Origin of the sequence: Ferruginibacter lapsinanis (genome assembly GCF_020783315.1) — a bacterium.
GTDB classification, from domain to species: Bacteria; Bacteroidota; Bacteroidia; order Chitinophagales; family Chitinophagaceae; genus Ferruginibacter; species Ferruginibacter lapsinanis.
Window position 1 is genome coordinate 2017684 of record NZ_CP086063.1, and the last position, 23652, is coordinate 2041335.

Below are 23652 nucleotides of genomic sequence, written 5' to 3' on the forward strand. Positions count from 1 at the left end.
TAAAAATTGTATTACAAGAATTAAAATATTTTGTTTGATTGCGATAAAAACCAATAGAATTGTTTTGCCTGAAGGTATCAAAAAAGGTGCTGTTATTATTGATAGCGGAGTGATCGTTGATATTGTAGACGAATTGTCTGACAACAATAATTATTATGTTGTTGATGTTGGCAATCATTTGCTGATGCCAGGTGTGATCGATCCTCATGTACATATCAATGAACCCGGCAGAACTGATTGGGAAGGCTTTAATACAGCCACCAGAGCTGCTATTGCTGGGGGCTTGACAACATTGGTTGATATGCCTTTGAATTCGTCTCCTGTTACAACAACAGTTGCAGCGTTTGATGAAAAGATAGTAGTAACAACAAATAAACTGCATACCAATGTTGGTTTTTGGGGTGGCGTTATTCCCGGAAATGAGAATGAAATTGAAGGTTTGATAAAAAGAGGTGTATTGGGTTTCAAGACATTTTTAACACATTCGGGTATTGATGAATTTCCAAATGCTACTGAAGAAGATCTCTGTAAAGCAATGCCGATCATCGCCAGATACAATTTACCGCTATTGGTGCATTGTGAACTAACAGATAATGAACAAAGAGCAACCGGTGATGTACATTCTTACCAAAACTACTTATCATCTCGCCCTAAAAAATGGGAAGACGATGCAATAGCAATGATGATTCGGTTGTGTGAAAAATTTAACTGCAGGGTGCATATAGTTCATTTGTCATCCGCAGATTCGATTGCACAGATTGTAGCGGCAAAACAAAAAGGATTGCCAATATCTGTAGAGACAGGACAACATTATTTGTATTTTGCTGCCGAAGAAATTCCGGATAGACAAACACAATACAAATGTGCGCCCCCTATCAGGGAAAAAGAGAATAATGATCAATTGTGGGCAGCATTAAAAAATGGGGTCATTGATTTTGTAGCAACAGATCATTCTCCTGCAACTCCCGATTTGAAAGAGTTACAAAGCGGTAACTTTATGAAAGCATGGGGTGGCATCGCTTCATTACAATTTGCGTTGCCGGTTTTGCTGACAGCTGCCAAAAAAAGAAATTATGCAATTACGGATGTGGTGAAATGGCTGTGTGAAAATCCGGCGAAATTGATAGACAAACAAAATACGAAGGGAAAGATCACAAAAGGCTTTGATGCAGATCTGATAGTGGTGGATGATGAAAATACTTTTATTGTTACCGAAAAGATCATTCAGCATAAACATAAAGTGACGCCATACCTGAATGAGGAATTATATGGCATCGTTAAACGAACATTTTTAGGAGGAATAGAGGTTTATAAAGATGGCAATTTTACAGCATTGAATGAAGGAAAAATAATTGTACACTAATATTAAAAAAAGTATGTCAGAACCAACGTTTACAAAGATGACGGATCTCGCCGCCGAAAGATTAGGCGGTAAGGCACTTAGTTGCAGCGATGATTTTTTTGCTGAAAAAGAAAATTTATTAAAACCCGGGAGAGGTGTTTTTATTGTAGATAAATATACCGACAGAGGCAAATGGATGGATGGCTGGGAATCAAGAAGAAAAAGAACTCCAGGTCATGATTGGTGTATCATTCAATTAGCCACTTCTGGAAAAATTCATGGAGTAGATATTGATACCAATCACTTTTTGGGAAATCATCCGCCATATGCCTCTTTAGAGGCCTGCAACACCACAGGTGATATCGACAAAGCTGAGTGGGTAGAGATTTTACCTAAATCACCACTGCAGCCTGGCTCTCAGAATTTATACGAAATAACTGATAGAAACATTTATACGCATTTGCGTTTGAATATTTATCCTGATGGAGGCGTAGCCAGACTAAAAGTATATGGCGAGGTATTTAAAGATTGGAGTACAGTTACTGCGGATGAAACCATTAATTTAGCAGCAGCAACCAATGGAGCAAAATCTATTTTGTGTAATGATATGTTCTTCTCTCACATGGATAATTTACTTATGCCGGGAAGAGGGATCAACATGGGGGATGGTTGGGAAACTAAACGCAACCGTACACCAAATAATAAAGATTGGGTGATCGTTAGATTGGCACATGAAGGCTTTGTCGATAAAATATTGATCGATACTGCTCACTTTAAAGGTAATTATCCTGATAGTTGTTTGCTCGAAGGAACGAACATTTCTTTGGCAGATGAGAGTAAGATCAATGATGCGTCTATACAATGGACAACCATTTTACCACAAACAAAATTGCAGGCAGATCACGAACATTTTTTTGAAAAAGAAATTGCCAGTAAAGAACCATTCACACATGTACGTTTATACATTTTCCCTGATGGCGGTATAAGCAGAATGAGGCTGTTTGGTAAAATAAAAAAATAATGACGTTACACGAATTAAATACATTGCCAAAAGAACAACTTAAAGAAGAGTTGTTCAAATGCTGCGGCTCGGTAAACTGGGTTGAGAAAATGTTGCCTTTTTTCCCTGTAGATGACCTGGTTGAATTATTGGAAGATGCAGAAGAACAATGGTATACATGTACTGAAGCTGATTGGCTGGAAGCGTTTACACATCACCCCAAGATCGGCGATATAGATTCGTTGAAGAAAAAATTTGCTTCAACAGCACAGTGGGCTGCAGGAGAACAAAGTGGGGCGGTGGCTGCTTCAGAAGAAACTATTCAAGCATTGGCAAAAGGTAATGATCTATATGAAAATAAATTTGGCTTTATCTTTATTGTTTGTGCTACAGGTAAAACCGCAGAAGAAATGTTGCAATTGTTACAGGAACGTTTGCCCAACAACAAAGCCGAAGAAATAAAGATAGCAGCAGAAGAACAAAATAAGATCACCAAATTGAGGTTAGAGAAACTGTTATTCAATTAATAATAAAAAATTGAGGCAAGAACTCATAACTCATAATTCATAATTCAAAACATGAGTCAACTTACAACACACATACTCGATACAACAAAAGGGAAGCCTGCACAAGGCGTGACCATTATTCTATATCAACGTCAAAACAATACCTGGGTGGAATTAGCTGTTGGTGTTACGAATGCAGATGGCAGAATCCCCGATCTCTTGCCGGCCGATACCTTACTGGCGTTCGGTACATATAAAATGAAGTTCGAAACAAAAGAATATTTCGACAGGCAATTATTGCAAACATTTTATCCTTTGGTCGAAATAATTTTTGATGTACAAACCAATGAACATTACCATGTGCCTTTGCTGCTGAACCCTTTTGGGTATTGTACTTACAGAGGGTCTTAAAATATTTTAAATTTTAAATGTTGGATTTTGAGTTATCTGAGATCAGGAAAACATTTAAAATGTATAATTCAAAATTTTTAATAAAAAGAAGTATGAATTTTTCAATTAACGACAGTGACAAACAAGCATTATTGGATTCGCTGCAAACAGCAAATCTGAAATTTCAAAAAACTTATCCCGGCGATAGACCGGACAGGCAGCCGGTGCACACTATTTATGGTGGTGCTAATTTATTTAAAAGTGATACTACTGATAAGATAGGAGAGATAGCATTAAAAAACCTGTTGACCTATGCGCCCAATTTTGTTGTGTTGGCAAAAGTGTTAAAACTAGATGGGTTTGAGCATTTGCCGGATTCATTAAGTGAGATAGAAGACCTGATTGCACGACTTGATGCTATGACCGAAGCTCAACGCAGAAAAGAACATGCATGGTTATCTTATTCAGTATACAATAAGATCATTGCTAAATTGAAAAGAGAAGCGGTAGAAGATTTCAGGATCGATTTTGAAGATGGTTTTGGTAACAGACCCGATGATGAAGAAGATGCAACAGCTGTAAATGCGGCTAATGAATTAGCCGAGGGGATGGCGAATAAAACGATTTCACCTTTCATTGGGATCCGTATCAAACCTTTTACTGAAGATCTGAAATTAAGAGGTGTAAGAACATTAGATATTTTCTTGACAACACTGTTAGAAAAGACGAAAGGGAAGCTTCCTGATAACTTTGTGGTGATGTTACCAAAAGTAACAATTCCCGAGCAGGTAATAACATTGATACGTTTATTTGAAATAATTGAGAAGAAACATAATTTGGCTCCCCATACATTGAAAATGGAGACTATGGTGGAAGCAACTCAAATTGTAATGGATGAAGAAGGTCGCAATCCTTTGATGAGAATTGTTCGTGCAGGCGAGGGCAGATTAATTGCAGCGCATTTTGGAACTTACGATTACACAGCTTCTTGCGGTATCACCGCCAAATACCAAACTATGGCACATAGTGTGTGTGATTTTGCTCATCATGTTACTAAAGTGGCGTTGGGTGGTACGGGTATCTGGATAAGTGATGGGGCTACGAATGTGATGCCTATTGGTCCTCATCGTGGAGATAATTTAACTTTTGATCAGTTAAATGAAAACAGAGAAGCGGTACACAGAGGATGGCGCATTGCATATGGTCATACGATGCATTCATTGATCAATGGTATGTATCAGGGCTGGGATCTGAATCCGGCACAGGTACCTATGCGATATGCAGCTACTTATAATTTCTTTTTAAGTAGTATTGAAGATGCCACCAATCGCTTAAGAATATTTGTTGAAAGAGCTGCTATCTCTACATTGACCGGTGATATTTTTGATGACGCCGCTACCGGGCAAGGGTTATTGAATTTCTTTTTGAAAGCGATGAATTGTGGCGCAATCAGCGAAGAAGAAGCGTTGGAAACCGGGCTTACACTCGAAGAGATCCGTAGTCGTTCTTTCTATCAAATTTTAAAAGGAAGGAGAAATAAAAAGTAGTTTTTTTCTTATAAATGAAAGCGGTTGTTACAGATGTAACAACCGCTTTCATTTAAATGTTTCTTATAGATACTCTTGCATCAATTCTCTTACGAAGTCTTTATAATATGCAGTAGCTTCAGCATATTGTTTTGCCTTGATCAGTTTTACCGAAGGTTGGATCAGATGGTCATAAAGATAATTGTAGATGGCAGTTTTGTTTTCAAAACTATTGATCCTGCTTACAATTTTTGGTCCGATAATTTTATAATTATCAACCAATGCTATTCCTTCCGCATCTTGCTTCATGTAGTTATCTCTTAAGAAACGCAGCGTGGTTAATTCGTCGCAATCATCTGCTAATTGACGGTGTTCAACACAGGCGGTTGTAAGAAAGCATCCATCGTATTCATTATCTGTGCCATTGCTTACATATGGAATGCTGACCAGTTCTCCCCCTTTTCTATCTAGGATGGTAAAGTACGAATATGTTTTTCCTGTAAGGGAAAGATCTTTAGGAAACTCTTTGGGTAATTTATAGTCGCCTGACACTTTCTTGTCAAATTTTGTTTTTATTTTCCAAAGGTTTTCTTTTTCATCCAGCAGTGTACTTTCCTGTACAATGTATGTTAACTCAACACTTTTAGTTGGCTTCGAAAAATCAGTCGTTTCAAAAAAGGACACCTTAAGTCCGATGGTTTTTTCCTGTAAAGTTGCCTTTGCAAGTCCATTCATACAATAATGGTCAATGGCCAGTTCGTATTGAGTTTGCTTACTTATGCCATCTGATAATTTCGTTTTATATATGGTAGGTGAGTACGGCTTATTAAAAACTGCTTTTGGTAAGCCGGCTGCCGCTAACATGGCTAAACTGCTTTTTGTTAAAAAGTGTCTTCTGTTCATGAGAGTTGTTTTGTTGTTAAAGATAAACAGGTGCCAATAGATAAGCAATACCCTTAGTTGGGTATTGTTTGTCTGTTGGTTATGATGTAATATGAAATAATCAGCACTATTTGTTTTCAGATAAAATAAAAGACTGACATCAGATATGATAAAAATCATGAAAAAAATTGACAGCAATCATCATGTAGAATTACTATCATACCACAATCGAATTTACCTTTATGATGCCTTAAATGATAGATAATAAGAGAGACTGAGAAATAAGGCAAATCAAAAAGCAATAACTTCTAACGACAAATATTCAATCGCCTTAAAACCAGGATTGCCACCTCCCTAAAGAAGGTGGCTTTTTATTTTTTCTGCATCTGTATCAATCAAACGATCTCGGAGGACCAAATTTGGAGTTCGTATTGTATTAAAATTATTTTTACTGTTTCAGCAAATTGTGTCAATTACGGAAAAGTAATCCACAAATACACGTAAAAATACCGCCTGATCTGTTAAAAAGCTGTTGATAACTCTGAATAACTGGTGTAAACATTCAAAAAATTCTTTTCAGCCATTACTATATATTTGCCTTCCCACTAAAATTTAGAAAACGTGCGCTTAAAGAGTTTAGAAATAAAAGGATTTAAAAGTTTTGCCGATAAAACCGTACTTAATTTCGATGAAGGTATTACCGGCGTAATTGGGCCCAATGGCTGTGGTAAAAGTAATATTATAGATAGTATCCGCTGGGTAATTGGTGAACATAAGATCAGTAATCTGAGAAGTGAAAACCTGGAAAGTTTGGTATTTAACGGGTCTAAAACCCGTAGCGCCAGTGGATTGGCAGAGGTGAGCCTTACTTTTGAAAATACTAAAAATCTATTACCAACGGAGTTCAATACCGTAACTGTTACCCGTAAATATTATAAAAATGGCGAAAGTGAATATCGCCTGAATGATGTGGCCTGTCGTTTAAAAGACATCCATAATCTTTTCATGGATACCGGGGTGAGTACGGATAGCTACGCTATTATTGAATTGGGGATGGTAGACGATATCATCAAGGATAAAGAAAACAGCCGCCGTAAAATGCTGGAGCAGGCTGCCGGCATTACCATTTATAAAACCCGTAAAAAAGAAGCCAAATTAAAACTGGATGCTACAGAGCAGGATCTTGCCCGTATCGAAGATCTGTTGTTTGAGATAAATAATCAGCTAAAAAGCCTAGAAAGTCAGGCTAAAAAAGCAGAAAAGTATTTTGAAATAAAGAAAGAATACAAAGAGGTCAGTATTGAGTTGGCTAAAGCTGCACTGGAAGGATTTAATATCACCTATAAAGATCTAAATCAACAGCAGCAGGCAGAAGTTGACAGACGTATTGAACTGGAAACTGCTATTGCAAAAGAAGAAGCTGCATTAGAGCAGGAAAAATTTGCTTTCGTAGAAAAAGAAAAAGAGTTGCAACAGATGCAACATGCTTTCAACGAAATGTTAGATCATGTGCGTAGCAAAGAAAGCGATAAGAGTTTAAGTGCTCAACGCTTACAATATTTAAAAGAAAGAGAAGCTAGTCTGAATGAATTTTTACAAAAAGCAGGCGGGCAATTACAAGGCCTCGACGAAAGCATACAATTTACCAGTAATCAGATAAAAGATGATGAAATTAAATTGGAGGAATTTGAAGGAAAACTGGATGAGCTGAAGAATGCGGTAGAAGACAAACGTAGAGTATTTGATGAAAAACGCAGCACTATCGATGAATTGAGGAGAGAAAATCAGGCAATTCAACGTAATCAGTTTGAAGCAGAGAAGAAAGTAGCAGTTGCCGATACATCTATTCAAAATCAGCAAAGAACAATTGCTCAAATTGAAGATGAAAAGGCGCAGCGTCAGGGGCAATTGCAACATCTGGAAGCAGAACGTAAAGTAAAAGCAGAAGAGCTGGAACAAAAGAAAGTTGATCTGCAACAATTGCAGGATCATCACGAATTTACTAAAGAGCAGATCTTTCAGACACAAAGTATGTTGGAAGGATTGAGAAACGAGCTGGCTGAAGAAAGCAGAAAACTAGATAGTAAAAAGAATGAGCATGATCTGTTAAAAAGTTTGATCGACTCAATGGAAGGTTATCCGGAGAGCGTTAAATTCTTGCATAAAAATACCAATTGGAATCACGAAGCACCTTTGTTAAGTGATATCATCTATGTTAAAGAAGAATACAGAGCAGCGGTTGAAAATGTTTTGGAGCCATACCTGAATTACTACGTAGTTAATAACTTAGAAGAGGGATTGCAAGCCGTTCATTTATTGGATGACAATAAAAAAGGGAAGGCTAATTTCTTCTTACAGGATAAGTTTACTGATTTTGATAGCCATCATCAACCGGAAGGAACAATACCTGCATTGAGTGTGGTTGAGATAGATAGTAAATATGCTAATCTGGCAAAACATTTACTGGGCAACGTTTTTATAGCTGAAAATGAAGATGCATTGCGTAACAGTAACGGAGCCGTAGTGCTGGAAAAAACGGGTAAATATGTAAAAGGAAAATACTCATTGACCGGTGGTAGCGTAGGCTTATTTGAAGGAAAGAAAATTGGCCGTGCTAAAAATTTAGAAAAATTAATCGAAGAAATTACAGCGCAGGAAATAATTGTAAATGGGTTAAAAGAAACCATTCAGGCTCGTCATAATGAAGTGATCGCTTTTAACGAACAGTTGAAAGAAAATGCGATCAAACAAACGCAGCAGGATATTAATAATCTTACCAACCATGTTTTTTCTTTACAAAACAAAATTGAGAACCTGCATCATTTAGAAGAAACGAGTAGCAAAAGATTGGAAGAATTGCATGAGCAATTGCAAGCGAACCATGATGCAATTGCAAGCACACGTGATGAATTGGATAAATTCAATACGCAACTGGATGAGCTGAGTCACAAAATGCAATTGGTAGAACAGGATTATGCAGCAGCAGAGCAGGAATATAATTTTGCGACTGCTACATTCAATGATGGTAACTTGCAATTTACCAAACAACAAAGCAAGATCATTTCTCTAAAACAGGAGTTTGAGTTTAAGAGCAATCAGTTGAATGACCTGAAAGTTCAGATCGAAAACAGTAATACTCAATTGGTAGAAGCCTCCGGAAGTATCACAGAGACCGCAGCTGCATTGGCTGATCTTGAATCGATGCTGGTAAGTATGTTGCAAAATAAAGAGGCGGAAGAAAAGAAATTAAATGAGGCGGATCAGACATATTATAACATGCGTAATGTGCTCACAGAAAAAGAAAGTGAGCTTCGTCACAAACAAAAATCTAAAGAAGGGATAGATACTTTATTGAATGAGATTAAAGATAAACTAACTGATCTGAAATTACAGTTAGCGGGAATGAAAGAAAGATTGAGTGTAGAATTTAAAGTTGATCTGGATGCTATCATTGATGAGCCTCGTACAGGCGAAGTGCCGTTAGAAGAATTACAAGAGAAGAACGAAAGAATGCGTAAGCGTTTGGAAAATATCGGAGAGGTAAATCCTACAGCTATCGAAGCGTATACTGAAATGAAAAAGCGTTACGAGTTCATTCTTGAACAAAAGAACGATCTGGTTACAGCTAAAGATAGTTTGATGCAAACCATTCAGGAAGTAGAAGCAACGGCTAATCAGCAATTTCTTGATACTTTCAATAAAGTGAGAGAGAATTTCCAAAAAGTATTCCAGGCATTGTTCACAGATGATGATACAGCGGATATGGTGTTGGTAGATCCGGAAAATTTGGCTGAGACCGGTATTGATATTGTTGCAAAACCAAAAGGTAAGCGTCCTTCATCAATTGGTCAGTTAAGTGGTGGTGAAAAAACATTAACAGCAACAGCACTATTGTTTGCTATCTACCTGATCAAACCTGCGCCGTTCTGTATTTTGGATGAGGTGGATGCACCGTTAGATGATGCTAACGTAGGCAAGTTTACGCAGATGATCAAAAAGTTCAGTGAGAACTCTCAGTTCATCATCGTTACACACAATAAACAAACAATGAGTGCGGTGGATGTGATATATGGGGTTACTATGCAGGAAGCAGGCGTAAGTAAGTTGGTGCCTGTAGATTTCAGAAGTTTGAATTAATATTATAAAAAAGATATCAATAGCCTGGCCTAGCCAGGCTATTTTTTTGATTTACGATGAAATGTAGTGATCAGATTATAAATCCATGCTTTACTGATTACTTTAATGTATTTCCTAAAAGCACTAAAATAGTGATTGCAAGAAAACAATTAATTAAATGGATTAGAAGGGAGGATATATTTATCTTTGTATCAATAAATATTCAATTAGGTTATGTTCGGATATATTCTGTCTTTTGTAACGGGTGCTTTGATGGGATTTTTAGGCAATAAATTGTTTAAGAAAAAAGGCTTTGGTGTTGGTGAAAATATCGTTGCTGGAGGCGTTGGTGGATTAATTGGCGATTATTATCTTGTAGAATATTTTCATAGTTTTGAAAGCAGGTGGTTTTTATATGGACTGCCGGCCCTGATAGGTTCAGTTGCTCTGCTGGCAATCATATTTTTTGTTTATACATATGATAACAGCGAAGAGTACTAGATTTTATACATATTATCCTTATTCTATCTCTCTTCTGAATTTTAAGGTCATCGTTTTTACACAATATGTCTGCAGAAAAAATTATCAATGATTGGAAAAAGAAACTCTACAAGCCGGTTTATTGGCTTGAAGGTGAGGAAGATTACTACATTGATAAGGTGATGGATTATGCAGAGCATCAGATCTTACCTGAAAGTGAAGCTGGGTTCAATTTGTCTGTTTTTTATGGAAAAGATGCTGCATGGAGTGATGTGGTCAATGCCTGTATGCGATATCCTATGTTTGCCGAAAAACAGGTGGTACTTTTGAAAGAAGCCCAGCAGATGAGGGATATTGAGAAACTGGAAAACTATATTGAAAACCCTTTAGCATCGACCATTTTTGTAGTTAGTTACAAAGAGAAGACTTTAGATAAAAGAAAGACACTTTATAAAACCATCAAGAAAGATGGAGAGATCTTCACTTCTGAAAAGATCAAAGATTACAATCTTACTAAATGGATCACAGATTATGTTCAATCCCAAAGCTTTAGTATGTCGGCAAAGGCAGTACAATTGTTGGCAGATCATATTGGCTCTGATCTTAGCCGTATTGTGAATGAAATTGAAAAGATCACAGTAAATCTTGGACAACGTAAAAGTATAACCGAAGATGATATAGAAAGATACGTTGGTGTAAGTAAAGAATATAATGCCTTCGAATTACAAAATGCAGTGGCTAAAAAAGATCTGGCTAAAGCTATAAGGATCATTCAATACTTCGAGGCCAATCCAAAAGCCGCTCCCATACAACTTATTTTACCATCGCTGTACGGATTTTTTAGTAAGCTATACGTGTATTTTGGCATGGCGGATAAAAGTGAGAATGGTATCAAAGGATTGTTTTACAATAATCCATATGCTGCAAAGGAAGCCATTACATCTGCAAAATTATATTCTTATACTGGAGTGGAGCAGGCATTGCTCCTATTGCATGAATACAATCTAAAATCTGTTGGAATCAATGATAACGGTACGTCCGACGCATCATTATTAAAAGAGTTGGTAGTAAAAATGATGAATTAATCAGTCAACGCTTCTGCAGCAGCTATCTTATCTTTTGCTAGCTGATCTTTCAGCTCTTCCAGTCCGTTAAATTTCACTTCACTGCGAAGATGTTTTTTTATACTGATGGTTAATATTTCTCCATAAATATCTTCATCAAAATCAAAAATATTTACTTCGATTGTTCTTTTTGTTCCATTCACGGTTGGTCTCATGCCAATATTCATCATTCCCTTTTTATTGTCAATTGCCCGTTGCTTGTTGCTGATCGTTACGGCATACACGCCATTTCCGGGAATCAGTTTATTGTCATCTTCAATTTGCAGATTAGCAGTAGGGTAGCCAATTGTTCTGCCGAGTTTATTTCCTTCAATTACTTTGCCGCTAAAGAAATAATCGTATCCCAAAAATTTGTTGGCCACATCTATATTACATTGCTGTAAAGCCTGTCTTATTTTGGTTGAGCTAATAGTGATGTTTTGCAGCATATAGCCCGGAATCTCTTTTACCTTGTAATGGTATTTTGTTGCTCTTAATTCCAGCAATTCATAATCACCGCTTCTGTTCTTTCCAAAACGATGATCGTGTCCTATTATGATCGTATGTGGTTTAAAAGTGTTTACCAGAAATTGCTCAATATAATCGTCGGCTGTTTGACTGGCGAATTCGATGGTAAATGGAACAATTACAAGATGATCGATCCCGTTTTTATCTAAGAGATCAATTTTTTCTTCGAGGCTGTTTAATAAAAGTACCGGTTGATTGTCTCCGCTTATAACCTGCCTGGGATGAGGATCGAAAGAAATAATAACTGTTTCGCCATTTACCAGTGCCGCCTCCTTTTTCATCAACTCAATTATTTGTCGATGACCGGTATGTACCCCGTCAAAAGTACCAATGGTAACGATGGCGTTGCGGAATTGCGGCAGGGATGCTATGTCTTTATAAACAGTCATGTAAAACTGGTGCAAAACTATGAATATTGAATATTGAATATTGATTCTTGAACGTTTATTTTTGCAATTCAATTTTTATTTCATGTCGCTGTACAATAAACGTGGCGTATCTGCCCAAAAAGAAGAGGTGCATGCCGCCACAAAGCACTTAGATCAAGGTTTGTTTCCTAATGCCTTTTGCAAAATATATCCCGATTATCTGGGGGGAGATGCTGATCAGATAAATGTGATGCATGCAGATGGTGCAGGTACAAAAAGTATCCTGGCATATTTATATTGGAAAGAAACAGGTGATATATCTGTTTGGAAAGGAATAGCACAAGACGCTATCGTGATGAATCTGGATGATCTGCTATGTGTTGGTATCTACGATAATATTGTATTTAATTCCACTATTGATAGAAATAAACATTTGATACCCGGAGAGGTATTGGAACAGATCATCAATGGCTCTCAGGAATTATTTGATACATTAAAAACTTTTGGTGTTAATATTCATTATTTGGGCGGAGAAACCGCAGATGTTGGAGATGTGGTAAGAAGTGTTGCAGTGAATGGTACTATGACCTGTCGTTGGCCAAAAAATAAGGTCATCAGCAATGAAAAAATAAAAGCGGGTGATGTAATTGTAGGGCTGGCAAGTTATGGTCAGGCAACCTACGAAACTGAGTATAACAGCGGCATTGGTAGCAATGGACTTACAAGTGCAAGGCATGATGTATTAAATAAATTTTATGCAGAAAATTTTAAGGAGAGTTATAATACAAGTTTGGATGAAGCGGTAGTATATATCGGGAAACATAAATTAACCGATATGGCAGCAGGTGCAAACAATACAATAGGTAAATTGATTCTTAGCCCTACAAGAACATACGCTCCGGTGCTAAAGCAGCTATTAGAAAATAACTTTGATCAAATACATGGATTGATACATTGCAGTGGTGGCGGACAGACCAAATGCATGAAGTATTTACCAGATACATTTAAAATTGTAAAAGATAATTTATTTGAAGCTCCCGAGATCTTCAAGATCATCAAAGAAAATAGCGGTAGTAACAACAAAGAAATGTATGAAGTATTCAATATGGGGTGCCGACTGGAAATATATTGTGCTGCTGCAGATGCAGCTACCATGATCGCTGCAGCTCAGCAGTTTGGCATTGATGCACAGATAATTGGCAGGGTAGAGGCAAGTGTTAAAAAAGAGTTAGTTATCAAATTAAAAGATGAGGAGATTGTTTATTAAAATTGGAAAGGTTAAATTTGCTTAAACGTAAAAACTTAAACTACTAAATCATATCAATTTCATGTCAGAAGTAATTGTAGATCTAAGAAAAGTAAACATTTATCAAGGTAGCACACTTGTTCTTAGTGATGTAAATATCACTGTCAACAGAGGAGAATTTGTGTATCTGGTGGGTAAAACCGGCACAGGGAAAAGTAGTTTACTTAAAACATTATACGGTGATCTGGAATTGACTGAAGGACAAGGAACAGTAGTTGGATATAATCTAAGAGAATTGGATTGGAAAAAAGTTCCTTTTTTACGAAGGAGCCTGGGCGTGGTATTCCAGGATTTTCAATTATTAACAGATAGAAATGTAAATGATAATTTAAAATTTGTTTTAAGAGCTACCGGCTGGAAAGATGAAAAGCTGATGGATGAAAAAATTGCCGACGTGTTGGATAAAGTGGGATTAAAAACAAAGGGTTTTAAAATGCCTTTTGAATTGAGTGGTGGTGAACAACAAAGAATTGATATTGCAAGAGCTTTGTTGAACTCTCCTAAACTGATCTTAGCAGATGAGCCCACTGGAAATTTGGATCCCGAAACAAGTGATGAAATTATGCAATTGCTTTTCCAGATCGGCAGAGATTATGGTACTGCCATCATCATGGCCACACACGATTATATTGTGATCAATAAATTTCCTGCAAGAACAATTAAAACGGAATTAGGAAAAGTGTGGGATAATGCCAGCGTGTCTGTATAATCAACTCCAGAAAAAATCAATAATTTTCGCCGCATTCTTTTCATTGTTGTGAAGTTGTTCCAGCAATGTTAGCCTATGGCCACTTTCCGAGAATGGTGTATTGTATAATTCAGTGATGGCTTGTTTCATTGAAACAGCATCATCAGCGACGGCACACAGTTTTTCTAAGCCACTCCCCTCAACCCCGGCCTTATTAACGAGGCAGTGTCTGCCATTATAGAGTGCGTTCAGCAATTTTAATTTAACTCCTGTATTATTAAATGACGGTAATATATTTATTTGAGCTTTAGCTATCATGTCCTGTAGTTCTTTGTCTGATGGGTTGGCTACTAAACAAGTGTGCTTGTGTTCATGAGCTAAAAATTCCAGTTTTTGAGAAGGATCTTTCCCTGCAATTACAAATGGTATTTCAAGCGTATTGAAAACATTCTGCAATAACCAAATAGCAGCTTCTTCATTTTCACTGATGGATAAATTGCCATGATATAAACAATAATGTCCTTTGCCCGGCTGACCCGTTACCGTTGTATAGGGTAAAAAAACCGGAAGGTATTCGATGTTTGTAATGCCAAACAACTGTTTGTATAAAGTAACATCCTGTTGACTTACTGCACTAATTGCTGCCTTTGCGGAAACAGCATTTTCATATTTTTTAAGCAAATAGCTTTCTACAGTAAAATATATTTTTCGGAATATATTTTTTTCATGTATGGCAAGATGATGGTAGTATTCGAACTCTGCATTATGTAATCGGAGTAATACTTTTCTGTTTGTAAACTGGTTGTTATAAAGAGGATAGCTACAATGAATGCCTTCAATTAAAACCGGATAAGTGTCTTTTGATAAACGCTCAATTAATTCAGGCGATTGTCGGCTGCTGACAATAAAAGGTAATCGAAAACTGATACGTTTTGTTCTTTGATAATAATTGACCGATGCACAATATTTATTCAACTCCTCCTGCTGAGGACGTTTATTTTGAAAACAATGCAAATGAATTTTTATGCCAAGCTGATGTAATGTCTTAATTTTGTAAAACAAGTCGATCACGCCGCCAAAGTCGGCAGGATAGGGAATATCATGTGTAATAATATGTAAATGCTTATCCAAAAATTGAAGTATAAAATGCGATTAATTTAATTTCTTCCTGTTGCCAGTTATAATGTTCTCTTGCCAGTACACAATTCTCCCGAAGCCTATTATACAAAACGTCATCATTCAATAAATTGTTCAATTGAACCGCAAGATTTTCTGCACTGATGTCGTCGACCAATACAGCAAAAGGATTGCTTTGATTGATTTCTCGGTAAACCGGGTAATTAACACAAAGTTGCGGAATGCCTGCATGCAGGTAATCAAAAAAACGGTTGGCGAGCGAATAATAATTGCTTAAGCCTCTGTCATCAAATAATGTAACACCAATATACGCCTGTTGTGTAATGGATCTTAATTCATTCGGTGTGATCTTTCCTTTAAAAATAACTTTTGATTCGAGGCCATTTTTTTTTACCAAAGCTTTGGCATGACCCATAAAATTCCCATCACCACAAATGATCAATTGACTGTTTACATGCGCCATTGCAGGGATCAATGTTTCAAAACTTCTTCCTTCATTTACTGCACCTTGGTATAAAATAAATTTCTCTTTTTTTTGTTGCACAATGAGCTGTCTTAATACAGCAATATTTCTGATCACTCCATAATCCACTCCGTACATTTTTTTAAATTCATCGGCAATGGGTTGATTAACGGTGTACCCTTTCGGGAATTTCGGTACACAGAATCTTTCGATACGTTTCCAGAATTTATAAACAGCTGGTCGGGTAGCGATCTCTTTCATCTCACAAAATAATTCATGAGCATCGTACACTCTTTTTGTTTTTTTTATGATAGAAATAAAATAGCAGGGGAGTATAGTATCCAGGTCGATGGCACAAATGCAGTCCATCTTTTGTAACAGTAGATAAAAGAAAAGCCTGATATTGTATTCAACATAAAATGCTTTTCCTTTTTCAAAAAAACACTTAATTCTTTTTTGTTTAAAACTGTTTTCCAGTAAGGGTATTGAGCTATTTAGCCTTCTGCCCACCAATAAAATGTCATAGCCTGCATTTGCTAGTGAGGTGCAAATGCGGATCATTCTTTGATCATAATTCAGGTCTGTGGTAACAGTAAAAATTATTTTCTTACTCACTGTAAATTTTTTCAATTATCTCAACAGTCTTCAATCCTTCTTCGGCACTGGCAAAATCATGTTGTGGATTGTCTAAAGCTATAATAAGGTTCTGGTAAACTTTATCATGGTTGCTCATGCTTCCTTTGTAAAATCCATATCCATTTGCCAAATTGCCTTTGGGTAAATTTGGTTTATCTATATCCTGTACTTTAAAATATTCCAACTCATTCAAATATTCACCTCCTATCTTTAAAGTACCTTTTTCTGCAAATACTGTAAATGAACCTTCCATGTTTTTGTCAAAACTATTCACCGTATAATTCAATGTGCCGATGCTTCCATTTGCCATAGCGAAAATAACAGCACCTGTATCTTCAAATTCTATTGATGGGTGGGCAAAATTTTGTGTGATCTTTTTTACTTCTCTTACATCTCCTAACAACCAGTATAATAGATCTATAAAATGACTGAATTGAGTAAATAGTGTTCCCCCATCCAACGTTTTTGTGCCTTTCCAATCAGTATAATATTCCTCAGGTCTGTTCCAAAAACAATTGATCTGAAAGCTGTATATCTTACCTAATTTATTTTCAGTAATTATTTTTTTCAGAAATTCTACAGGAGGGTTATATCTGTTTTGTTTTACTACAAATAATTTTTTGCCTGATCTGGCGGCGGCGGCTATCATTTTTTTACCATCGTCTACCTTTATACACAAAGGTTTTTCACATAATACATTTACACCAGACTCTAAAGCTTTTATGGCATGCAGGGCATGCAGGCCATTAGGTGTACAAATGCTTATAACATCGATATTTTTCTCTGCATTTAACAGGTCTTCGATGGAGAGATATGCGTTACACTGATGGATGCTGCTGAGTTTGTAGGCTTTCTCAGGAATAATATCGCATACTGCTTTCAGCGTTCCTACCGCAGCAATTTGTTCAGCATGACGTTGTCCGATCCGTCCGCAACCCACTATCGCTATATTTTTTTTAGGCATATAATAACAGCAAATATGGCTGATAAATAAGTAAGTAGGAAAAAAATGTTAATAAACTATGGCTGTAATTTAAAAAAAATCCGTAATCTTATCTAACTAAACTAACTAACGATGCCTGAAGAACTACAAAATGAAGAACAACTTCATACTCACCGCCCCCTTTTCTTATCAATCTTATGTATTATTGTTTTTCTTGGAAGCATAGGTGGAATTATACAAAACGCCAGAGGGTATTTTAAATCCGAAGAAGTAGTAGATTACATCAAGTCCGGAAAATCAAAAACACAATTAAAAAATGTATTGTCTTTTGGCAGTGCAAAAGAAGCTGCAATAAATACCCCTATCAACATCGCTAATTTAACCGTAGAGAATTACGAAAAATTTTCAATCGGAGGAATACTTTCTTCAGTATTGGCTTTAGTAGGGGGAGTGTTGATGTGGCGTTTACAAAAAAATGGATTTTACTCTGTTACTCTAGGAACCTTTTTTAGTATCATTACACACTTCCTTCTTTTTGGAGATAATGTTGCTGCAATGGGCCTTTCAATAGTTGCTGCATTAGGAGGACTATTCTTGGTTATACTATTGTCATTCCAGCTAAAAAATATGGATTAGTTTTCGCTTAATCAGAATAATGAAGAATGGCAGATGCTATAAATAATACCTTAGAAGAAAAGGCAAAAAGGCCTAATCTTCTCACTGCTGCATGTATTCTTTCGTGTATAGGCAGTGGATGGGGATTTTTGAGTGGCATTGTATTATTGTTTAATGCCCGGGCGCAAGTTGTATCTGTAAATGATATGAAAGACATAGTTTATAGCGTCGATTTTTATAAGAAAATGGGTTCGAAAACATCCGTTCAGGATGCAATGAATATGGCCGACAGGATGACCGAAGCATTTACAGCCTGGAAATTATACATCATTGCATTGGTTGCTATTATTAGTTCAGTACTGGGACTGATGGGGGCTTTGAGAATGTTTAATCTGAATAAAAAGGGATTTAAGTTTTATACCTACGGCATTTTACTCAGTGGTATCACCCTGTTCTTACTTTATGGGTTTTCTCAAACCATTACGATGGGCATGTTGGCATTAAATGGACTCATCTCACTTTTTGTTATGTTTGGTTCTTCCGAAATGTTGGCTCATGCTATTTCAGTGGCGTTTGTAAGTACATGGGGGATCTTTATTCTTTTATATTGGCGGTATCAGAAAATAATGGAGTAAATTTTTATATACTAAAATATACAACTATGACAGATATATCAACAAATTACGATCAGCCTGTTGCAAAAAGGCCTAATTTTTTAACCGTATTATGTGTACTTACTTTTATTGGAAGTGGCTGGGGCTTAATAAGCAATACCATGCAATACTTTAGTGTAGATAAAAATGCTGCAGCTATATCAATGGTAAAGGAATCTACCAATGCAGAAATGGAAAAAGCTGCTGCAGGCAATGATGCAGGAGGGAAAATTGCTAAGGATATGATGAATGGGGTATTAAATGTGCTTACTCCGGAAAATTTGAAAAAAATGTCGATTGCTGGAATTGCTACTGCCATTTTGTGTTTGGCAGGGGCCATTTTGATGTGGGGACTCAAAAAAACAGGTTTTTATGCCTATATAGCAGGTACTTTAGTGGGTATTATTACCCCATTTGTGCTATTTGGTGGAAGTAGCCTTATGGCTGTGGGAATGTCGGCTATAATGGGCTTTTTCGGGGTGGTTTTTGTGATTTTGTACGGAGTTAATCTAAAACATATGCACTAATTCAGCATTGTATATGATATCGGCCCCCACGATTGGGGGCTTTTTTATTGAAAATTGAATAATATTCCTCACCAAATTCAATATTTTATATTACTTTTGCACCGAAATATAAAAAGCATAACAAAGACGTTATTAAAAAAAAGAAGCGATGTCGTATTTAACAATTGAAAAAAAAGCAAACATTTTTGCAAATTTTGGTGGTAAAGCTACCAACACAGGATCTATAGAAGGACAGGTTGCGTTATTAACTGAACGTATCAACCATATCTCTAATCATCTTAAGACTAACAAAAAAGATTTCTCCTCTCAGCGTGGATTGATGATGATGGTAGGCCAACGTAAGCGTTTATTAACTTACCTAAGCAAACACGATTTAACAGGCTACAGAAGTTTAATTGAAAAATTAGGCCTACGTAAATAATCAACACACAATGTTTAAATAATTTAATTCCCAACTATAGTCACTAGAGTTGGGAATTATTTTTGTTTCTACAAGTTTTCTAAATGGATAATGATCATATTATCCCTTTCTTAATTTCTAATAAATAATAAAATGAGTTTAGATACTAAATCAGTAACTTTTGATATCGGCGGCGGTAGAAATGTTACCATAGAAACAGGTAAAATGGCCCGTCAGGCAGATGGTGCTGTAACAGTGCGTCAGGGTAATTGTATATTGTTAGCTACAGTAGTAGCCAACAAGGAACCAAAAGAAGGTCAAAACTTTTTTCCGTTGTCAGTAGATTATCAGGAAAAATTTGCCTCTGCCGGTAGAGTACCGGGATCTTTCTTCAAAAGAGAAGCAAGATTAAATGATTACGAAATTCTTACATCAAGATTAATTGATAGGGCGCTACGTCCGTTATTTCCGGAAGATTATTTATGTGATGTGCAGGTTTTAATTAGCCTGATATCAAGCGATGCAGAAGTATTACCGGATGCATTGGCTTGTTTAGCTGCATCAGCTGCATTGGCAGTGTCAGATATTCCTATCCAGGAAATCATTTCTGAAGTTCGTATTGCCAGAAAAAATGGCCAGTTCATTATCAATCCAACACGTGCTGAATTAGCTGAGTGTGATCTTGAATTCATCATTGCTGCTACCGAAAAGAATATCATGATGGTGGAAGGTGAAGCAAAAGAATGCCAGGAAGAAGATCTTGTTAAAGCATTGGAATTAGCGCATGATGCTATCCGTATTCAAATTAAAGCACAGGCAGAATTGAGAGATAAAGTTGGTATCACTGCAAAACGTGAATACACTAAACCTTATCGTAATGAAGAGTTGAATGCTAAGATCATTGAATTCGCAAAAGATAAAATGTATGCAATTTCTTCATCAGCATCTGCAAAGCATGAAAGAAGTGACGCATTTGATAATCTTAAAAAAGCGGTAAAAGAATTTTTGGGAGAAGAATTACCTGCAGAAGACAAAGCATTGATCGGACATTATTTCGGTGAATTGCAATACAATGTGGTAAGAGATATGATCTTAAACGACAGAAAACGTTTGGATGGTCGTGGTACAGAAGATATCCGTCAATTGAATATGGAAACAAATATCTTACCTACACCTCACGGATCTGCATTATTTACTAGAGGGGAGACACAATCATTGACTACAGTAACTTTTGGTTCTGCATTAGATGAATTATTGGTTGAAAGTGCATATAAATCTGATTATACTAAATTCATCCTGCATTATAATTTCCCTCCATTCAGTACTGGTGAAGTTAAAATGATGAGAGGTGTTGGTCGTAGAGAAGTTGGACATGGTAACCTTGCTATGCGTTCATTGAAACAGATGATGCCGGGAAGTGATTATCCTTATGTTGTACGTGTAGTAAGTGATATCTTAGAATCAAATGGTTCTTCGTCTATGGCTACCGTTTGTGCCGGTTCACTGGCATTAATGGATGCAGGGGTGCCTATTAAAAAACATGTTAGTGGTGTAGCTATGGGCTTGATCACTAAAGAAGGAAAATTTGCTGTATTGACTGATATCTTAGGTGATGAAGATCATTTAGGTGATATGGATTTTAAAGTGACCGGTACTCGTGATGGTATTTGCGGTGTGCAAATGGATATTAAAGTAGATGGTTTGAGTATGGACATTATGCGTCAGGCATTGGCTCAAGCTCGTAAAGGCCGTTTACATATCCTGGATGCAATGTATGAAGCAATACCTGCACACAGAGATGATGTGAAACCACATGCGCCTCGTATGGTTAAATTAACCATCGATAAAGAATATATCGGCGCAGTGATAGGGCCAGGTGGTAAAGTGATCCAGGAAATGCAAAGAGAGACCGGTGCTACCATCAATATCGAAGAAGTAAATAACCAGGGTGAAGTAAGCGTTTTCTCTGCATCTAAAGATAGCTTGGATAAAGCAGTAGCTTGGATCAAAGGATTGGTTGCTGTTCCTGTAGTTGGTGATACTTACGAAGGGACTGTAAAAAGCATTAAAGAATTTGGTGCTTTTGTAGAGTTCTTACCGAAGAAAGAAGGCTTGTTACATATCAGTGAAATTAGCTGGAAACGCCTGGAAACAATGGACGGTATCTTTAAAGAAGGGGATAAAGTAAAAGTGAAATTATTAGACATTGATCCACGTACGGGTAAATTCAAATTGAGCCGTAAGGCGTTGATGCCAAAACCAGAGGCGCAACCAAAACCACAAGGTGACGCACCAACGAATAATTAATATTTATTTTTATAAATGAAGTAAAAGAGTCCCGAATTTTTCGGGACTCTTTTTTATTGCTTTGATAATAGATGTATATCACTCACTTCAATGATATGTTTTGCATACCCCTTTGATGCAGCGTTGATCATTGCTATACCCAATTCTTTTAAAGAAGAGATGGTTTTGGGAGCCAATATTTTTATTATAGGAAGAAGCCACCCAACATATTTGTAGTAACGTAAAGTGTTTTTCAAACCTTTGGTTGGTTGTAAAATACCCGGCCTGAAATTATATACATTTTTAAATGGAAGTTTCATCAGATCATTTTCTGTTTTGCCTTTTACCCTTGCCCACATCATTCTTCCCTTTTTGTCTGTTGCAGCTCCCGAAATGTAGCAAAAGGTCATGCCATCATTGAGTCTTGACAGTGTTTGAGCCACATACATAGTTAACGTGTAGGTTAGTTTATAATAGTTGTGCTCGTCCATGCCTACTGATGATACACCTGAGCAAAAAAGGCTTGTATTATAACCAACCAATTCGTGTTCAATCGGCGACAGATCAAAAAAATCAGAATGTATGATCTCTTTTAATTTTGGGTGCGATACTCCGCAGGGCTTTCGATTGATAACAAGCACCCGTTCAACATCACTGTGTAGCAAACATTCGTGTAGCACACCTTCGCCTACCATGCCCGTAGCGCCGGTAAGAATTATTTTTAGTGTTTGTGTATTCATGTCACTTTAATTTGTTTCTCTTATGCCAGTAACAAGATGCTCTAGATTCATTTCGGTAAAATAAGTTTTACAAATTGTCTCGGCATTATCCAGCAACGTTTGCAGTTTTGGTTGTTTTGTTCCTAAAAATTGATAAGCCTTTTTATACGCTTCGGCTTCGGTAATAGGGGAGGTTTGTTGCAAAGCTTCTTTGATGGCTATAACACGTAGACCGTTGTCTTTTATTTTTCCCAGTTCAGCGATCATCCAGCTTAACGCATAAAAATAATGTTGATTCAATAATAAAAAACAGTTGTTGTCACCTGCATCTGGCATAGTATTAAACGGAGATGAGGTAATCTCTTTGGTAAGATATTTTGTAAGATGTGTTGGAGATTGTATTGGTTTTACCAGTTGAATACTTCCTCTTAGTGCTTGTGGATAAATGCTTAACCAACGAAGTTTTCGGCGTAATTCATGCACATCAGCTTCTACATTATCAAAATGAAATTTTGTTGAATGTACAAATTCAACTATTTCATAAATAGCTTTTCCATAAAATTTATTGATGGCAATAATATCTTTTTTTTCTTTCAGCCAATCAGCACTACTTAGTTTTTTTTGTATTTTACTGATACGATTATTCTCAAGCGTTAGCCAGTTCTCTTCAATTAATAATTCATTTAAATGCTGGATCTTTTCACGAGTTTGTGCTTGCAGATAGTTAGTTACAACTGTGGGTATTTTTTTATTCTTCGCAAATTCTTTTGCAAATGCATCATAATAATCAATTTGCCCGAATCCATCTTCCAGTAATTTAAATTGCTCCTTAAGGGCCGTGAATTTTTTTTTATCATGAATGTCGATGTAGAGTTTGGATAAGCCCTCTAGCATAAATACGGGTGTTCGGGCATTGTTTTGATACAGCCACAATGCAGGATTTTTTTGTTTAGAAGCTTTTGCAATTAAAACCAACAATTGATTTAAGTAAAAATCAAATCTTTCTAATCCCTTTTTCATGTGATGAATATTTGAGGG

Annotated in this window: 22 protein-coding genes; 15 read left to right on the forward strand and 7 right to left on the reverse strand. The window is 36.6% G+C overall.

The genetic code is table 11. The features are described from left to right. Positions 1 to 34 precede the first annotated feature (34 nt). From allB to LK994_RS08690, 5 genes are all read left to right on the forward strand, one after another. Positions 35 to 1363: an allantoinase AllB gene (gene allB / locus LK994_RS08670; RefSeq protein ID WP_229759681.1), complete on the forward strand. Its 1329-nt coding sequence runs from the start codon at positions 35 to 37 to the stop codon at positions 1361 to 1363. A 13-nt stretch (positions 1364 to 1376) separates the two neighbouring features. Beyond that, on the forward strand, positions 1377 to 2363 hold the full coding sequence (gene alc / locus LK994_RS08675) for an allantoicase (RefSeq protein ID WP_229759682.1): 987 nt from the start codon (positions 1377 to 1379) through the stop codon (positions 2361 to 2363). After that, on the forward strand, positions 2363 to 2869 hold the full coding sequence (gene uraD, locus LK994_RS08680; protein WP_229759683.1) for a 2-oxo-4-hydroxy-4-carboxy-5-ureidoimidazoline decarboxylase: 507 nt from the start codon (positions 2363 to 2365) through the stop codon (positions 2867 to 2869). The genes alc and uraD overlap by 1 nt, the downstream gene beginning before the upstream one ends. Before the next feature lie 51 nt (positions 2870 to 2920). Next, positions 2921 to 3259, forward strand: coding sequence for a hydroxyisourate hydrolase (gene uraH, locus LK994_RS08685; protein ID WP_229759684.1), 339 nt, complete (start codon positions 2921 to 2923; stop codon positions 3257 to 3259). 92 nt (positions 3260 to 3351) lie between these two features. After that, positions 3352 to 4785 carry a DUF6986 family protein gene (locus tag LK994_RS08690; RefSeq protein ID WP_229759685.1) on the forward strand — a complete coding sequence of 478 codons (1434 nt, stop codon included), beginning with the start codon at positions 3352 to 3354 and terminating at the stop codon, positions 4783 to 4785. Between the two features lie 63 nt (positions 4786 to 4848). Here the strand turns inward: LK994_RS08690 and LK994_RS08695 are convergent, their stop codons facing one another. After that, a complete protein-coding gene (locus LK994_RS08695; RefSeq protein WP_229759686.1) occupies positions 4849 to 5667 on the reverse strand; it encodes a hypothetical protein in 819 nt (272 codons plus the stop codon). A 600-nt stretch (positions 5668 to 6267) separates the two neighbouring features. On the opposite strand from LK994_RS08695, the gene smc reads away from it, so the two are divergent. The 3 genes from smc (at position 6268) to holA (ending at position 11327) form a co-directional block, all read left to right on the forward strand. Beyond that, on the forward strand, positions 6268 to 9783 hold the full coding sequence (smc, locus tag LK994_RS08700) for a chromosome segregation protein SMC (protein ID WP_229759687.1): 3516 nt from the start codon (positions 6268 to 6270) through the stop codon (positions 9781 to 9783). Between the two features lie 213 nt (positions 9784 to 9996). Next, on the forward strand, positions 9997 to 10263 hold the full coding sequence (locus LK994_RS08705; protein WP_229759688.1) for a hypothetical protein: 267 nt from the start codon (positions 9997 to 9999) through the stop codon (positions 10261 to 10263). A 65-nt stretch (positions 10264 to 10328) separates the two neighbouring features. After that, positions 10329 to 11327 carry a DNA polymerase III subunit delta gene (holA, locus tag LK994_RS08710; RefSeq protein ID WP_229759689.1) on the forward strand — a complete coding sequence of 333 codons (999 nt, stop codon included), beginning with the start codon at positions 10329 to 10331 and terminating at the stop codon, positions 11325 to 11327. On the opposite strand, the gene LK994_RS08715 is transcribed toward holA, so the two are convergent. Continuing rightward, positions 11324 to 12262, reverse strand: a complete 939-nt coding sequence (locus LK994_RS08715; protein WP_229759690.1) for a bifunctional riboflavin kinase/FAD synthetase — start codon at positions 12260 to 12262, stop codon at positions 11324 to 11326. The genes holA and LK994_RS08715 overlap by 4 nt on opposite strands. 82 nt (positions 12263 to 12344) lie before the next feature. On the opposite strand from LK994_RS08715, the gene LK994_RS08720 reads away from it, so the two are divergent. Continuing rightward, on the forward strand, positions 12345 to 13508 hold the full coding sequence (locus LK994_RS08720; protein ID WP_229759691.1) for an AIR synthase related protein: 1164 nt from the start codon (positions 12345 to 12347) through the stop codon (positions 13506 to 13508). A 61-nt stretch (positions 13509 to 13569) separates the two neighbouring features. Next, positions 13570 to 14256 (forward strand): cell division ATP-binding protein FtsE, encoded by a 687-nt coding sequence (locus LK994_RS08725; RefSeq protein WP_229759692.1) that lies wholly within the window; start codon positions 13570 to 13572, stop codon positions 14254 to 14256. Here LK994_RS08725 and LK994_RS08730 read toward each other — a convergent pair whose 3' ends face one another. The 3 genes from LK994_RS08730 to LK994_RS08740 are packed head-to-tail and all read right to left on the reverse strand — an operon-like array spanning position 14257 to position 17435. Further along, on the reverse strand, positions 14257 to 15366 hold the full coding sequence (locus LK994_RS08730) for a glycosyltransferase (RefSeq protein ID WP_229759693.1): 1110 nt from the start codon (positions 15364 to 15366) through the stop codon (positions 14257 to 14259). Next, a complete protein-coding gene (locus tag LK994_RS08735; RefSeq protein WP_229759694.1) occupies positions 15359 to 16450 on the reverse strand; it encodes a glycosyltransferase in 1092 nt (363 codons plus the stop codon). Before LK994_RS08735 ends, LK994_RS08730 begins: the two co-directional genes overlap by 8 nt. Then, the gene (locus LK994_RS08740; RefSeq protein ID WP_229759695.1) at positions 16443 to 17435 is read right to left on the reverse strand and encodes a Gfo/Idh/MocA family protein; all 993 of its coding nucleotides are present in this window, start codon (positions 17433 to 17435) and stop codon (positions 16443 to 16445) included. The genes LK994_RS08735 and LK994_RS08740 overlap by 8 nt, the downstream gene beginning before the upstream one ends. Positions 17436 to 17546: 111 nt before the next feature. On the opposite strand from LK994_RS08740, the gene LK994_RS08745 reads away from it, so the two are divergent. From LK994_RS08745 to pnp, 5 genes are all read left to right on the forward strand, one after another. Then, complete coding sequence (locus tag LK994_RS08745) at positions 17547 to 18050, forward strand: hypothetical protein (RefSeq protein ID WP_229759696.1); 504 nt, start codon at positions 17547 to 17549, stop codon at positions 18048 to 18050. 26 nt (positions 18051 to 18076) lie between these two features. Next, complete coding sequence (locus tag LK994_RS08750; RefSeq protein ID WP_229759697.1) at positions 18077 to 18664, forward strand: hypothetical protein; 588 nt, start codon at positions 18077 to 18079, stop codon at positions 18662 to 18664. Positions 18665 to 18690: 26 nt separating this feature from the next. Then, positions 18691 to 19209, forward strand: coding sequence for a hypothetical protein (locus LK994_RS08755; RefSeq protein WP_229759698.1), 519 nt, complete (start codon positions 18691 to 18693; stop codon positions 19207 to 19209). Positions 19210 to 19357: 148 nt separating this feature from the next. Continuing rightward, positions 19358 to 19630 carry a 30S ribosomal protein S15 gene (gene rpsO, locus LK994_RS08760; RefSeq protein ID WP_229759699.1) on the forward strand — a complete coding sequence of 91 codons (273 nt, stop codon included), beginning with the start codon at positions 19358 to 19360 and terminating at the stop codon, positions 19628 to 19630. A 132-nt stretch (positions 19631 to 19762) separates the two neighbouring features. Next, a complete protein-coding gene (pnp, locus tag LK994_RS08765) occupies positions 19763 to 21916 on the forward strand; it encodes a polyribonucleotide nucleotidyltransferase (RefSeq protein WP_229759700.1) in 2154 nt (717 codons plus the stop codon). Between the two features lie 53 nt (positions 21917 to 21969). On the opposite strand, the gene LK994_RS08770 is transcribed toward pnp, so the two are convergent. Continuing rightward, a complete protein-coding gene (locus tag LK994_RS08770) occupies positions 21970 to 22635 on the reverse strand; it encodes a Rossmann-fold NAD(P)-binding domain-containing protein (RefSeq protein ID WP_229759701.1) in 666 nt (221 codons plus the stop codon). A 6-nt stretch (positions 22636 to 22641) separates the two neighbouring features. Further along, a complete protein-coding gene (locus LK994_RS08775; RefSeq protein WP_229759702.1) occupies positions 22642 to 23634 on the reverse strand; it encodes a hypothetical protein in 993 nt (330 codons plus the stop codon). Positions 23635 to 23652: the final 18 nt, after the last annotated feature.